This window comes from Streptomyces sp. NPDC001880, from assembly GCF_053594575.1.
On the sequence record NZ_JBSFET010000016.1, the window covers coordinates 41,633 to 55,631 of the forward strand.

The window sequence follows — 13,999 nt, forward strand, 5'->3', positions numbered from 1 at the left end:
GTGGCACTGTGCGATCAGCCTCTGGTGCGGCGCAGTAGGACGAGGTTTTCGGCGGCTTCCGCAACGCCTGCCGCAGCGGCTCGACCGTACCAGTGTTCCGCGCCGTCGAGGTCTCCCCGCTCGCGCAGAAGGTTTCCGAGGTTGAACATGGCATCCGAGTGCTGTGCCCCGGCTGCTTTGCGGTACCAGGTCTCCGCCGCCTCCAGGTCACCGCGCTCGTAGGCGAGGAGGCCCAGGGAGAATGCTCCGCCGGGGTGTCCGGCCTCGGCACTGGCTCGACTCCATCGCTCGTTCTCGGTCAGGTCGCCGCGTTCAGCCGCCAGGTAAGCGAGGTTGTACATGGCCGACGCGTCGCCTTCCTCGGCGGCGCGCAGCAGTTGTCCATGGCCGGCGTCGTCGCCTTGACCGATCAGGAACATGGCGTAGTCGTTGGCGGCTCCGGGCACTCCGGCCTCGACGGCGCGCCGGAAGTGGAGCGAGGCCTTCTCTGTGTCACCGAGTACCTGGTGGAGATCGGCAAGGCGGTAGGCCGCCAGATCGTCGCCCGCCTCCAATGCCTTCGTCCACCACGACAGCGCCTGGGGCGCGTCTCGCTTGAGCAGGCCCAGGTCGCCAAGTTCGAGCATGGCCCGTGCCTCCCCCCGTGACGCTGCTGCGCGCAGCACCGGCTCAGGCCGGTCAGGTGTGGGAACGGGCGGCTCAGCGGTCACCTCTCCCGTGAGCTGATGCACCTGTCGCCGCTCCAACCACTGGCGGCCTGCCCACAGGGAGACGACTAGAAGCAGACCCAGGTAAATCGGCCATCCCTGCATGTCGCGGCCCTTCCCCTCAGTAGTGGCTCCCGTGAGGCCACGCGCCGTTGCCCTCATGCTTCCCTTGTCCTGCGGATGGCATGTTCCGGCGCCGTATTCCGCGTCGGTGCGGCCGGTGGCACCGTTCGGTGGGCGTCACCAGGACGACGTCATCGAGCGCGGGAGTGAGGGGTTCGTGTCGGTGACCCACTTGATGCGGCACGCGGCCTCGTGACTGGTGGATGGGCGCTTGCGGCCTCCTGACCGACCGTACGGTGCCCTTCCCCGTCGACTTGCTCCGGCGGAGCGATCTCTCGGCGTAGACCGCTTCACGCCGCCCCATTCCCAATGGCCTGCACCCCCTGGAACAGGACTTCGGTGACACCCTGAACGTTTCCGGTCGCAGCACTAGACGTGCGCGAGGAGCCGCTCCAGCGGTCGGGGTACGCGCTTGAGGTCCAGGTGTGCGATCAGCGCCTGCGCGTACAGCGCCTTGCGGCCGCTGTGCGTGCCCATGAACCGTCGCAGCTGGTGTTCGACAGGGCGTTCCCGCTGCGCCGGCTGGCCCTGGAACGTACGGAAGGGGCGCATCTCGCCCTGGGCCTCGATCACCTGCTGTACGCCCTCGGCGCCGAGGGCGCGGATCAGCTCGTCCTCCAGGTCGGCCACGCACACCTGGAACCCGAGGGTCTCCAGTCCGGCGCGGGTGAGGCCGGAGCCGAGCCCGACCCGTTCCAGGTGGCGTCGGAAGTGCCGCTCCTCGCCGATGTCGCAGAGACCCGCCAGCGGGAGGCCGAGCCCCGGCGGGCCGCATACGTCCAGGAAGCGCCCGATGCTCATCGCGCCACCGAGCGGTACCACCGCGACGCCCTCCGCGCCCAGGTCGCGGCCGTGGCGCGTGGCCAGCGCCTCGATCGCGACCCGGTCGCTGCTCCCCTCGACGAGCACGACCGTGCGCACACCGCCGGCCAGTTCCCGCGCTTGCGCGGCTGCCGCGTCCGACTCCGCTCCGCCGGCCGCCCATGCGACCGCCGCCCGGCTGAATCGCCCCAACTCGTCCACGAGACCTCGCTTCCCGGCACCATCCTGCACGGCCGGGATCCCGCACGCACACGCGTTTTCCCGGCCTACGTCGTCCGGTCGGCCGAAGGGCCTGTCGTTAAACTGCCGCCTGCCGCAAGGCAGGTGTGGTGGCGGACAGGTTCGAAGCTGCTGCCTGCCACCAGTGCCTGAGCGAAGAAAAAAGCCTCCCCGGCGTTGTCGGTGACCTCTGTTAGCTTCATGCGGTTCGTGCATTGCACGAGCCTCAAATGTTCACAGGGGAGGGCCAATTGACCAGATCCGGGAGAACAGTCAGACGCAGACGGATGGTGGTTGCCGGCTGCGCGGTGGCACTGCTGGCCACGGCCACCGGCCCGGCGCAGGCGTTGGACAACCTGCCGCCGAAGCAGCCGCTGATCCAGGATCTCCAGACGGCGAACAAGCCTTGCGCGACCGGGGACGACATGCCGTACGTCTCGCAGCCGCCCAGGCTCAGTGCCATGCTGTACGACCCGGAGGAGGACAATCAGCCCGCCGAGTCCAGCCCGGTCAAGGGAGAGTTCGAAGCCTGGTGGACGGACGAGGCGGGGGTGGAGCAGCGCCGCACCTACACCACCATCACGTTGTCGTCGGGGTCGCGCCACTACTGGACGATGCCGGAGGACATCCCGGCCAACACGGTCATCTCCTGGCACGTTCGCGCGAACGACGGCGAGGCGGACTCCGCATGGAGCGACGAGGGCGACGGCTCGGTCTGCTCGTTCGTGTACGACGACGTGAGCCCCGAGAAGGCGACGATCAGCTCCCCCGAATACCCCGATGACGATACCTGGACGGACGGGGTCGGCGTCTACGGTCACTTCACCATGGACTCGCCCTCCGACGACGTGGTGTCGTACATGTACGACTTCGTAGGCGGCTCTCCCAGGACAGTCTCCGCCGAGCACCCCGGCGCGGCTGTGACCATTCCGTACCTGCCGCTCGGCAGCGGGCCCGATCGGCTGAGGGTCCGTGCGATCGACCGGTCCGGCCGAAGCAGTGGGGATTCGTACTACGAATTCCTGGTGACGTCCGGGCGTGCCCCCGTCGCCCGCTGGAAGCTGGACGACCCGGCGGGCTCCCGCTCGGCCGCTGCCGAGACGGGCACCGCCGCCCGGGCCGGTACCGGCGTGACCTTCGGCGGCCCGGCGCCCTCGGGCACCGGAACCACCGCCACGGTCGGCCTCGACGGCAGCGGCCACGGCTTCCTCACCACCGACGCCCCGGCCACCGACATCCGCAAGTCCTTCGCCGTCAGTGGCTGGGCGCGGCCCGCCGAAACCGGTCGGAACATGACCGTCGCCAGCCAGGACGCGGACGAGGAGCCCGGCTTCACCCTTGGGCTGCGCAACCAGGAGACCGGCCCTGCCTGGTCGTTCGCGATCGGGGACGCGACGGTGTCCGGCGGTGCGCCCGAGACCGGTGAGTGGGCCCATCTGCTGGGGCTGTACGACGCGGAGACGGGCCGTGCCCGGTTGTACGTCAACGGCCATGAGGTCGGCACCGAGGTGGAGGCGACTCCCGCCGAGGCGGCCGGCGCGTTCCAGATCGGCCGCGCCCACGGGGCCGTCGGCTACCGCGACCGGTGGCACGGCGAAATCGGCGACGTACGGGTCCACGACCGGGTCGTGGTGCCGGACGAAGTGACCGAACTGGCACTGCGCAAGCCGAAGCTGCTCGGCTACTGGTCGTTGGAGAACGCGGTGGACGGCACGAGCCCCGAACGGTCGGGCGGCGCACCGCTGCGGCTCGGCGCGGGAGCTTCGATCTACCGGGAACCCGACGGTCCCTGTCGCCCGGAAGAGGACCCCGACTGCCCACCCGTGCCGCCGGCACTCGTCGGCAACGGGCATCTCAGTCTGGACGGCGAGACCGGGTACGCCGCTGCCGATGGGCCCGTCGTGGACACCACGGAAAGTTTCACCCTCGGCGTCGTGGTACGTCTGGCGGACTCCGATCCGGCCCGCCCGATGACCGTGCTCTCGCAGGCCGGCGAGCACACCGACGTGTTCAAGGTGCGCTACGAGCCGTCCACGTACACCTGGCAACTGGTGATGCCGGAGAGGGACGAGGTCGGAGCCCCCGAGAAGGTGGTGGCCCAGATCCAGAGCTCGGAGGGTGGTCAGATGCGTCGTCTCGCCGTGGTCTACGACGACGGGACCGACACGATCAAGCTCTTCCGCGGTGCCTCCGTCAAGGCGACCGCGAGCCTCCCCAGCGGCCTGCGCAGCACCGGTGCTCTCCAGATCGGCCGGGCCAAAGCCGGTGACGGCTGGGGCGAGTACCTCCACGGCGATGTGGACGAGGTGCAGGCCCTCTCCGGTGCGCTGCGGGACGAGGACATCTCCGCCCTGGGCATGGGTACGGATCCCTGCCCGTGCTGATCCGTCCGTACTGAGCCGAGACGCACGACGGCCCGTGGGAACCGAGGTTCCCACGGGCCGTCGGGTTCCGGTCGGCCACCGGGACGGTGACGTTCGGGGTGCTTACGTGCCGAGCCACTCCGCCACCTCGACCACGTCCCCGACGCTCACGACGCCCTCGCACACCACCGCGTTCTTCGCGCCGAAGCTGACCCGCCTCAACTCGTCCACGAGACCTCGCTTCCCGACGCCATCCTGCACGGCGGGAGTTCCGTACGCATATATGTCTTCCCGGCCCATGTCGTCCAAGGGCCGCTCGGCTCGTGATTGCCGACCGGATCACCGGGCGACCCAAGCGGGAACGAAGGTGGGCCCACGCACACCACGCGTGGGCCCACCTTCGCCGGCTTCCGGGATCAGCTCGGCTGGTCTCCGGTGTACCGGTAGATTCCGCCTGCTGAGTTGACGTGCCATACGGTGCCGTCGGCTGCTACGCCGATGTCGACGGCGTTGCCGGGGATGCCGACCCAGGGGTTGGAGTCGTGGCCGGTGTACCGGTACATCTGGCCCAGGGAGTTCACGCCCCAGACGTGGGTCCTGGACCCGGCCGAGATGCGGGTCAGGCCGCCGGAGACGGGGACCCAGTCCGTGGAGCCCTGGTCTCCGGTGTACCGGTAGATCGCGCCTGCTGAGTTGACGTGCCATACGGTGCCGTCGGCTGCCACGCCGATGTCGACGGCCTTGCCGGGGATGCCGACCCACGGGTTGGAGTCGTGGCCGGTGTACCGGTACATCTGGCCCAGGGAGTTCACGCCCCAGACGTGGGTCCTGGACCCGACCGAGATGCGGGTCAGGCCGCCCGAGACGGGGACCCAGTCCGTGGAGCCCTGGTCTCCGGTGTACCGGTAGATTCCGCCTGCTGAGTTGACGTGCCATACGGTGCCGTCGGCTGCCACGCCGATGTCGACGGCCTTGCCGGGGATGCCGACCCACGGGTTGGAGTCGTGGCCCGTGTACCGGTACATCTGGCCCAGGGAGTTCACACCCCAGACATGAGTTCTGGACCCGACCGAGATCGAAGTGAGACCACCGGAGACGTTCTTCCAGTCAGCCATTTTCCTGTCCCCTTACCTCGAACCTTGCGAGGGGAAGCTTGCTGCTCCGAGGGGCCACCCAAACGGACTGATATGTCGATTGACTACAGAGATAAACCAAAAATCGCCGTTTGGCTTTCTTCGCCCCTCTACCTGCTGGGGCGGGTGGCCCACTCGTCCCAGCACGAGAAGGCCGAATCCGCTGTAACCCACAAGGGAACAGGAACGGCGCCCGGACTCCGGTCCGCCGGCTGATCCGAACGAGACAAATCAGCCCAGGGTGCGTGCCCGTTCGAGGACTTCGGTCGCGCGGTGCGGTGACGTTCGGGGTGCTTACGTGCCGAGCCACTCCGTCACCTCGACCACGTCCCCGACGCTCACCGTGCCCTGGCAGACCACGGCGTTCTTCGCGCCGAAGCTGACCTTGTTCCCGTACTCCGGCTCGCGGCGGTACGTCGACAGGGTGCGGATCGGCTCCGGGCCCGCGCGGTGGCCGGTGGCCTGGTCGACCATGGGGACGGCGCACCGGGTCGCCCGTACGGAGTGGGCGAGTTCGACGCGGCCGATGGTCATCCGGCGCACCCGGTCCTCGAAGTGGGGTTCGTCGTTGCCGGTCAGGACGATGTTGGGGCGGAAGCGGTTCATGGGGACGGGTTTCGCGTCGCCCCGGGCGGTGATGCGGGCGTTGAGGTCGTCCAAGGAAGCCGTCGAGGCGACCAGCACCGCGTGCGCGTCGGCGAAGTTGACCTTGCCCGGGGTGTCGCCCCAGCCGTCCCGGTCGAAGCCGGGGGCCACCCGTACCAGGCGGGACTTCGCACCGAGCGCGTCGGAGAACCACTCCGCGACCGCGTCCCCCTGGTCGACGGCCGCGCCGAGCGGGCGGTCGAACATGCTGACGTCGAGGCGCGGGCCGTGCGGGTCGACGTCCAGATGGAACGGTTCGAGGCCGGCGGCCTTCAGCGCCAACGTCGCGCCCGCGTCCAGGACTTCGACGCCGATCGCGGCCATCGCGGGGTGTGTGCGCTGGCTGCGGAAGGCGCCGTCTGCCGCGTCCACCACCATGAACGTACGGTCGTGTTCGAGACCGGTGCCGAGGACCTGTGCGGAGTCGACCGTGGTCCCGGCGCAGCCCTTGACCGGGTAGTAGGCCAGTTCGCGGACGGTGATCGTCATGGTGTCCCCTCCGGGGCAGCCGCTTCGAGGGCGTCGACGCTGCCGGACATGATGGTGCGGATGTGGCGGGTGAGGTGCTCGGTGGGCCAGTCCCACCAGGCGACGGCGAGGAGCCGGGCGACGGTCTCCTCGTCGTACCGGGTGCGGATCAGCCGGGCCGGGTTGCCGCCGACGATGCCGTAGTCCGGTACGTCGGAGGTGACGACGGAGCCGGCGCCGATGATCGCGCCGTGCCCGATCCGTACGCCCGGCATCACCATGGAGTTGTAGCCGAACCAGACGTCGTTGCCCACGACCGTGTCGCCCCGGCCGGGCAGCCCGGTCAGCAGGTCGAAGTGGTCGGTCCAGGAGCCGCCCATCGAGGGGAACGGGAAGGTGGACGGGCCGTCCATCCGGTGGTTGGCGCCGTTCATGATGAACCGCACCCCGGTCCCGAGCGCGCAGAACTTTCCTATGACGAGCTTCTCCGGGCCGTAGTGGTACAGCACGTTGCGGGTCTCGAACGCGGTCGCGTCGTCGGGGTCGTCGTAGTACGTGAAGTCCCCGACCTCGATCAGTTCGGACTTCACCAGAGGCTTCAGCAGGACGACCCGGGGCTGGCCCGGCATCGGGTGCAGAACGGTGGGGTCGGCGGGGACCGGGCTCGTGGCGCTCATGGCGGTCATCATCGCATTCGCTCCGGGCGAGGTAAGTTCACTTTGGGAACTCGCATCGGATCGAGAGGATCATGCCGTGACGCCGGGTTGATACGATCGCGCGTTCGACGTGCGTCGGTGCGTCGGTGCGTCGGTGCGTCGGCACCCGGCCATCACCTTGTAGGAGAGACCATGCAGCGTCCCCTCGTCCCGCTTGTTGTCGCCGCAGCACTGCTGTGCGCCGGATGTTCCGGGGGATCGGGGTCGGGATCGGGATCGGCGCGAGAGGCGGAGAAGTCAGGGAAAGACTCTCCGTCCCGCTCGGCGGAGGACCACGGGGCAGCGGTACGAGCCGCGGTGGCCGCGACGAAGAAGAGCAGTGCCAGGATCGATGAGCAGATCGAGATAGGGGACGGCACCACCGAATACGTCGTCTCGATCAAGGGCGACTTCGACTGGGCGGGCGCCAAGGGGCGCCTCGCGGTTGCCCTCCGGAATGCGGCGAGTCCCGGGAAGTCATCGCCCGGCATGGACGAGATCTTCGACGGAGGCACCGTCTATGTGAGCGGATTCGCCGAGATGGACGGCTCCTGGGGATCGATTCGCCGGGACAAGGCCGAGGCTCACTATGTGCTGCGGGCGCCGATGAACGACCCCGAACACGTCTTGCGCCAAGTGGCGCAGATGCGCCGGATCTCGAAGGTCGGTGAGGCGACGGTGAACGGCACGCCCGCGGTCCACTACCGCGGGGTACTCCCCTATGAGACGGTCACGCTGCGGATGGCGAAGGACATGCGGGCCAAGATCGACTCCGCGCGGGAACAGGTCGGCGGGATCACCGTGTACGCGGATGCCTGGATCGACCGGAACGGGCGGATCGTGCGCACCAGGCTCGACTGGCCCATGGGAGCGGCGGGCGTCAAGGCGACGATGAACCTGGCGGACCACGGCAAGCCGGTGCGGGCGAAGGCTCCGGACCCCGGCAAGGTTGTCCCCATGCCGAACCTCGGCGGCCCGCTGCCCGGCTGAGCTGCCCCCTGCCGCACCACATGACGGAACGGCGCCCGTCTGTCGCGTTCGAGCTCACGCATGGTTCCGGCGGCGATGAAGTGCCGGTGCACGTACCGGAGAAGGGAGGTTCCGTGCCCAGGGGTATTGACTTCAGTCTCGGTGACGCTCCGGTGCTGCTCGAACTCGGTGACTACGACGAGCCGGTGCGGGTGAAGCCGCCCAGCCGTGCGGACGTCGTGAGCGCCGAAGAGGTGAAGGGGCTGGACGCGATCGCTGAGTGACTGACGGCCGACCACGGCGCTCCGGACTGCTTGCCCGGCCTGGACGACGTCCGGCTGCAGGCGGGAAACCCCTTCGACGTGGGATGCGGATCCGGCCATGATCGGGCGCATGGCTTTGAGTGTGATTGAACCTGTTCGTATCGGTACGGAACAGCTCCCGGGAGGGCGGTTGCTGGGCTGGGCCGAGTGGGGGCCGGAGGGCGGGGTGCCGGTGCTGTTCTCGCCCGGTGCGGCCACCAGCAGGCATCTCGGCTTCGGTGCCGATGTGCTGGACGGGCTCGGGGTGCGGCTGATCTCCGTCGACCGCCCCGGTCTGGGCGCCTCCTCGCCCGCGCCGGGGCGTACGTTCGGTGACTTCGCCGATGACGTCCGCGCGTTCGCCGGTCTGCGTGGTCTGGGGCGGCCCCTGATGGTCGGCAACTCGCAGGGGGCGCCCTTCGCGCTGGCGTGCGCCGCTGCGGGAGCGGTCCGGGCGCTCGCGGTGGTCTCCGGTGCCGACGAGGTCGCCGAGCCGTGCTTCGCCGACGCGCTTCCGGAGGAGCTGAGGCGCCTCGTCGACCTGGCCGTGGCCGATCCGGCCGCCGCCGAGCAGGTCTTTGCCGGGTTCACCGCGCAGGGCATGTGGGACATGGTCATGTCCGGCAGCCCGGAGTGCGACCTCGATGTGTACCAACAGCCCGCGTTCGCCGCGGCCTACCGGCGTGCGCTCGACGAAGCCTTCGCGCAGGGGGCGGCCGGCTATGCCCGGGACACCGCGCTGGCCATGGGGTGCTGGGGGATCGGGCTGTCGGACATCGCCGTACCCGTCGACCTCTGGTACGGGGAGAAGGACACCGGTCACTCGCCCGACCAGGGAGTGCGGCTGTCCTCGCGTATCCCGGGTGCGGTCCGGCACCTGGTGCCGGAGGCCGGCGGGGCGGTGCTCTGGACGCATGCGGAGCAGGTGCTGAGCACGCTGCTGGGGCGCGTCGCGGCCCTCTGAGTCCTCGAACATGACAGAAGGGCCCTCACCTGTCACGTCCAGGCGAGGGCCCTCCCTCCATCCGCCTGCCCGGTGAAGGTTGAGAAGACGATCACGAGGCAGGACGTACATGCGCCGCCCGGTCAGGGGGCGAGCAGCAGCACGTCGGCGCGCTCCTTGGCGGCCGCGTAACGCTTCGCCACGTCCTGCCAGTTGACGACGGCCCACATTGCGTCGATGAAGTCGACCTTCTGGTTCTTGTACTGCAGGTAGAAGGCGTGCTCCCAGGCGTCGAAGACCAGGATCGGGACGGAACCCTGGCCGACATTGCCCTGGTGGTCGTAGACCTGCTCGACGATCAGCTTGCCGCTGACCGGCTCGTACGCCAGGACGCCCCAGCCGGAGCCCTGCGTGGTGGCCGCGGCCTTCGTCAGCTGGGCCTTGAAACCGGCGAAGGAGCCGAACGACTCGGCGATCGCGTCCGCCAGGTCACCGACACCGTCCGCCGCGAGCGGCTCGCCGCCGCCGTCACCGGTCATGTTGTGCCAGTAGATCGAGTGCAGGATGTGGCCGGAGAGGTGGAACGCGAGGTTCTTCTGGAGTCCGTTGATCGCTCCCCAGGTCCCCTTGTCGCGCGCCTCCGCCAGCTGCTCCAGGGTGTCGTTCGCACCCTTCACATAGGCGGCGTGGTGCTTGTCGTGGTGGAGCTCGATGATCTGCGGATTGATGACCGGTTCGAGCGCCGCGTAGTCGTACGGGAGTTCCGGAAGCGTGTACGTGGCCATGTGGTCGAACCCTCCAGCTGCTTTCTTGTTGTTATTGCAACCTCTATGCAAGAGCAGGCTAACAGCAGGAGGGGTGCGGAGGTGATCAGCCCTTTGACCTAGGACGTGTCTCCGGGGCGCCCGGGGCGGGGACGAGCCGGAGATGTATTTCGAGTTGGACGTCGACACGGACAGCGGTCACCGCATCCGCCGTGAGGCGACCGACCCGCGCGACTCCGGGGAGAAGCAGCAGAGCGGCTCAGGCGCGTGCCTGCGTACGGGCTCGATCCAGCCGGTTCAGGTGGTCCTCGTACGCCTTCGCGTAGTACGCCGCCCGCGTCGGGTCCGGCTCGACGACCGCGGTCGGGGCCGTCCACGCGGCCTCGTCCAGCTCCGCCCCGAAGCGCCGGGCCGCCGCGAGCACCGCGCCCCGCGCCCCGACCTCGCCCTCCACGATCCGGACCGGCCGGCCCAGCACATCGGCGAACAGCCGCATCCAGGCGGGGGAGCGGGTGCCGCCGCCGCACAGGGCCAGGGTGCCGGTGAGGCCCGCGGCCTCCAGGCAGTGCCTCGCGGCGAAGCCGATGCCCTCGCAGACGGCGCGGATCAGATCGGCGGAGCTCGTCTCCAGGGACACCCCGGTCAGCTCGGCGCGCAGCCTCGGCTCGACGAACGGGGCGCGTTCGCCGGACGGGGCGAAGTAGGGGAGCACCCGGACACCGTTCGCGCCGGGCGGGGTGGCGGCGAGCAGCACGTCGACCTCCGCGTGGCGTACGCCGGTGGTGGTCAGGACCCAGTCCAGGGCCGCCGTGCCGACCATCGCGGGCATGGCGCGCAGCCAGTGGCCGGGACGGTCGGTGGAGATGTGCAGCCCGGCCGGTTCGCCGTCCAGGTCGAGCCGCTCGGTGGCCACCAGCGCGGCCAGGCAGGTGCCGACGATCAGCAGCCCGTCGCCGGGACGGGTGACACCCGCGCCGAGCGCGCAGGCCGGCAGGTCGTACGGGCCGTTGGAGATCCGTAAGCCCGAGGGCAGCACCCCCGTCGCGACCGGGTCGCTGACCGGGGCGAGGAGCGGCGCCCGGTGGGCCAGGCCGAGCGCGGCCAGGACATCGGGGGCGTACGCGCGGGTCGTCGGGTCCAGGAACGGCATCGAGGCGTCGGAGACATCCGTGGCCCGGACCCCGGTCAGCCGCTGGAACACCATGTCCTTGCAGTACAGGGCGGTCGTCGCGGCGTCGAGCGCGGCCGGTTCGTGCCGGTCGAGCCAGGCCAGCACCGGGCCCGGACAGCCCGGGAACATCGCGCTGCCGGTGCGCCGGTAGACGGTCTCGAAGACACCGGACGCCAGCCAGGCGTCGACCAGTTCATGGGCCCGGCCGTCCATCCAGGAGATCGCCTTGCGGACCGGCCGGCCCGCCGCGTCGACCAGCCAGACGCCGTCGCCCTGGCCGGTGAGTCCGGCGAACGCGACCCCGTCGGAGCCGAGCGCGTCCAGCACCTCGCGGACCGCCCCGAACACCTCGTCCATGTCCTGCTCCACGGAGCCGTCGTGGATCGCCAGCCCCACCGGGCGGGATTCGACGGCCAGCGTGCGGCCGGCCGGGTCGAAGGCGGCGGCCTTCACCACGGACGTGCCGACATCGATGCCGATGTACCTCGTCGTGCCTCCGGTCATCGTCACGGCTCCCCTCACAGCGCGTGGGCGAGCGGTTCGCCCCGTACGTAGCGCGCCACCTCGGCCGCCGCGATCCGGGCCGCCTTCTCCGCGACGGCCCGGCTGGCCCCCGCCACATGCGGGGTCATCAGAAGGTGCGGGGTACGGAAGAGCCGTGAGTCGGGCGGGGGCGGCTCCTGCTCGTACGTGTCGAGCGCCGCGGCCCGCAACTGCCCCGAGTCCAGGGCGTCGCACAGTGCGTCCGTGTCCAGCAGCCCGCCCCGGGCCGCGTTCACCAGCACCGCACCGTGCGGCAGCAGCGCCAGCTCCCGGGCGCCGATGAGATGCCGGGACTCCGGGGTGAGCCGGGCGTGCAGGGTGAGGACGCGCGAGCGGGACAGCAGCGCCTCCAGCGAGCCGGCCCGCATGCCGTGGACGTCGCCGCGTACGTACGGGTCGTACACCTCGACCTCGGCGCCGAACGCGGAGAGCACCCGCGCCACCCGGCTGCCCACCGCGCCGTAGCCGATCAGTCCGACCGGGGTGTCCTCCAGCTCCAGGCCGCAGTTCTCGTACGTGTAGTGGGTGGCGTCCCAGCGGCCGTCGGCGGCGAGGGCGCGGTGCGCGTCGGGGATGCGGCGCAGGGCACAGAGGAGCAGCCCGACGGTGAACTCGGCGGTCGCCGCCGCGTTGCGTCCCGGCGCGAAGCACACCCGTACGCCCCGGGCGCGCGCCGCGGCGGCGTTCACATTGACCGGGCCGCCCCGGCAGACCACGATCAGCCGCAGCTCGGGCGCGGCGGCCAGCACCCGCTCGGTGAACGGGCCCATCTGGGTCACGCACACCTCGACCCCGTCCAGGGCGGCGATCAGCGCGTCCTCGGCGTCGCTCGCCTCGTCGACCTCGGCGACCTTGCCGAAGGGATCCAGCGGCCAGGGCAGGGTGAGTTCGCCGAGCCGCGGTTTTGTGCCGAGCGGGCCGAGCGCCCGGTGCAGGGCATCGGCGAGCAGCGAGTTGCGGACGAAGTGGTCACCGGCGAGCAGAATTTTGGGCGCGGGGCGGACTGCCTCCGGGTGGACTGTCTCGGGGCGGTTCATCGCAGAGCGTCTCCTGTCTGGGCGTCGAAGACATGGATGTGCTGTGGATCGGCGGTGATGCGTACGGTGTCGTCCCGGTCGAGCCGTACCTCCGGACCGGTCACGACGACCAGTGGCTTCGCCACCCCGTCGAGCGACAGCGTGGCGATGCCGGATTCCAGCAGGGGTTCATGGGCGGTGACCCGGGCCCGTGCACCAGTGTCGTCCAGGCAGAGGTCCTCCGGGCGGATGCCGAGCACCACCGCGCGTCCCGCCGCGATCCGGTGCGGTACGGGGACGCGCACGGAGTCCGAGAGGCGCACCCCGCCCGCTCCGTCGGCGGTGCCCGGCAGCAGATTGACCGCCGGTTCCCCGACGAAGTCGGCGACGAACAGATTCGCCGGGCAGTCGTAGATCTCCTCGGGCGTGCCGAGCTGCTGGATCTCGCCGTCCCGCATCACCGCGATCCGGTCGGCGAGCGACAGCGCCTCCTCCTGGTCGTGCGTGACCAGGATCGTGGTGTGGCCGCTGTCACGCTGGATGCGCTTCAACTCCCGCCGCGTGGTGTCCCGTTGGGCGGCGTCGAGATGGGAGAGCGGTTCGTCCAGGAGGAGGACGTCAGGGACCCGGATCAGCGCGCGGGCCAACGCGACCCGCTGCTTCTGGCCGCTGGAGAGTCCGGCCGGGCGGGCGTCCAGGAGCTCGGTGATCCCGATGCGTTCGGCCATTTCGGTGACCCGGCGGCGGATCTCGGCCCGCCCGCAGCCGCCGCGGGCGGCGAGCCCGAAACCGAGGTTCTCCGCGACCGTCAGCGGCGGGTAGAGCGCGTAGTTCTCGAACGCCACCCCGATGTTGCGCTGCCGGGCCGGGAGGCCGACCACCGACGAGCCGCCGATGAGGATGTCGCCGCCGGTGACCGTCTCCAGTCCCGCGATCATCCGCAGGGTCGTGGACTTGCCGCAGCCGGACGGGCCGAGCAGCCCCAGCAGCTCGCCGGAGCGCAGCTCGACGTCGATGGACCGGACGGCCTCGACGGCGGCCCGGCCCCGCCCGGTGTAGGTCTTGCGCAGGGCGCGCAGGGCCAGTTCAGTCATCCGTCACCGCCGCCTCGCGCTC

General features: G+C 70.3%; 14 protein-coding genes. 4 read left to right on the plus strand and 10 right to left on the minus strand.

The window, feature by feature from the left end:
• Nucleotides 1-14 precede the first annotated feature (14 nt).
• Complete coding sequence (locus ACWCQ6_RS12680; protein WP_451088316.1) at nucleotides 15-626, minus strand: tetratricopeptide repeat protein; 612 nt, start codon at nucleotides 624-626, stop codon at nucleotides 15-17.
• Nucleotides 627-1,199: 573 nt separating this feature from the next.
• A complete protein-coding gene (locus ACWCQ6_RS12685; protein WP_451088422.1) occupies nucleotides 1,200-1,853 on the minus strand; it encodes a TOPRIM nucleotidyl transferase/hydrolase domain-containing protein in 654 nt (217 codons plus the stop codon).
• 305 nt (nucleotides 1,854-2,158) lie between these two features.
• Between ACWCQ6_RS12685 and ACWCQ6_RS12690 the strand changes: the two genes are divergently transcribed.
• Nucleotides 2,159-4,255 carry a LamG-like jellyroll fold domain-containing protein gene (locus ACWCQ6_RS12690; protein ID WP_451088318.1) on the plus strand — a complete coding sequence of 699 codons (2,097 nt, stop codon included), beginning with the start codon at nucleotides 2,159-2,161 and terminating at the stop codon, nucleotides 4,253-4,255.
• A 102-nt stretch (nucleotides 4,256-4,357) separates the two neighbouring features.
• On the opposite strand, the gene ACWCQ6_RS12695 is transcribed toward ACWCQ6_RS12690, so the two are convergent.
• From ACWCQ6_RS12695 to ACWCQ6_RS12710, 4 genes are all read right to left on the minus strand, one after another.
• Entirely contained in the window at nucleotides 4,358-4,495 is a 138-nt protein-coding gene (locus ACWCQ6_RS12695; protein ID WP_451088320.1) for a hypothetical protein, read from the minus strand.
• A 155-nt stretch (nucleotides 4,496-4,650) separates the two neighbouring features.
• Nucleotides 4,651-5,349 carry a tectonin domain-containing protein gene (locus tag ACWCQ6_RS12700; protein ID WP_451088322.1) on the minus strand — a complete coding sequence of 233 codons (699 nt, stop codon included), beginning with the start codon at nucleotides 5,347-5,349 and terminating at the stop codon, nucleotides 4,651-4,653.
• Nucleotides 5,350-5,661: 312 nt separating this feature from the next.
• Nucleotides 5,662-6,501 carry an MOSC domain-containing protein gene (locus ACWCQ6_RS12705; RefSeq protein WP_451088324.1) on the minus strand — a complete coding sequence of 280 codons (840 nt, stop codon included), beginning with the start codon at nucleotides 6,499-6,501 and terminating at the stop codon, nucleotides 5,662-5,664.
• Entirely contained in the window at nucleotides 6,498-7,157 is a 660-nt protein-coding gene (locus ACWCQ6_RS12710) for a CatB-related O-acetyltransferase (protein ID WP_451088326.1), read from the minus strand. The genes ACWCQ6_RS12705 and ACWCQ6_RS12710 overlap by 4 nt, the downstream gene beginning before the upstream one ends.
• Nucleotides 7,158-7,493: 336 nt before the next feature.
• Between ACWCQ6_RS12710 and ACWCQ6_RS12715 the strand changes: the two genes are divergently transcribed.
• The 3 genes from ACWCQ6_RS12715 (at nucleotide 7,494) to ACWCQ6_RS12725 (ending at nucleotide 9,410) form a co-directional block, all read left to right on the plus strand.
• A complete protein-coding gene (locus tag ACWCQ6_RS12715; protein ID WP_451088328.1) occupies nucleotides 7,494-8,165 on the plus strand; it encodes a hypothetical protein in 672 nt (223 codons plus the stop codon).
• A gap of 113 nt (nucleotides 8,166-8,278) precedes the next feature.
• Nucleotides 8,279-8,428 (plus strand): hypothetical protein, encoded by a 150-nt coding sequence (locus ACWCQ6_RS12720; protein ID WP_451088330.1) that lies wholly within the window; start codon nucleotides 8,279-8,281, stop codon nucleotides 8,426-8,428.
• Nucleotides 8,429-8,537: 109 nt separating this feature from the next.
• Nucleotides 8,538-9,410: an alpha/beta fold hydrolase gene (locus ACWCQ6_RS12725; protein ID WP_451088332.1), complete on the plus strand. Its 873-nt coding sequence runs from the start codon at nucleotides 8,538-8,540 to the stop codon at nucleotides 9,408-9,410.
• A gap of 122 nt (nucleotides 9,411-9,532) precedes the next feature.
• On the opposite strand, the gene ACWCQ6_RS12730 is transcribed toward ACWCQ6_RS12725, so the two are convergent.
• The 4 genes from ACWCQ6_RS12730 to ACWCQ6_RS12745 form a co-directional block, all read right to left on the minus strand.
• Nucleotides 9,533-10,174 carry a superoxide dismutase gene (locus ACWCQ6_RS12730; protein ID WP_451088334.1) on the minus strand — a complete coding sequence of 214 codons (642 nt, stop codon included), beginning with the start codon at nucleotides 10,172-10,174 and terminating at the stop codon, nucleotides 9,533-9,535.
• A gap of 238 nt (nucleotides 10,175-10,412) precedes the next feature.
• Entirely contained in the window at nucleotides 10,413-11,828 is a 1,416-nt protein-coding gene (locus tag ACWCQ6_RS12735; protein ID WP_451088336.1) for an FGGY family carbohydrate kinase, read from the minus strand.
• A 14-nt stretch (nucleotides 11,829-11,842) separates the two neighbouring features.
• On the minus strand, nucleotides 11,843-12,904 hold the full coding sequence (locus ACWCQ6_RS12740; protein ID WP_451088338.1) for an NAD(P)-dependent oxidoreductase: 1,062 nt from the start codon (nucleotides 12,902-12,904) through the stop codon (nucleotides 11,843-11,845).
• Nucleotides 12,901-13,977 carry an ABC transporter ATP-binding protein gene (locus tag ACWCQ6_RS12745; RefSeq protein WP_451088340.1) on the minus strand — a complete coding sequence of 359 codons (1,077 nt, stop codon included), beginning with the start codon at nucleotides 13,975-13,977 and terminating at the stop codon, nucleotides 12,901-12,903. Before ACWCQ6_RS12745 ends, ACWCQ6_RS12740 begins: the two co-directional genes overlap by 4 nt.
• Between the last annotated feature and the right edge of the window lie 22 nt (nucleotides 13,978-13,999).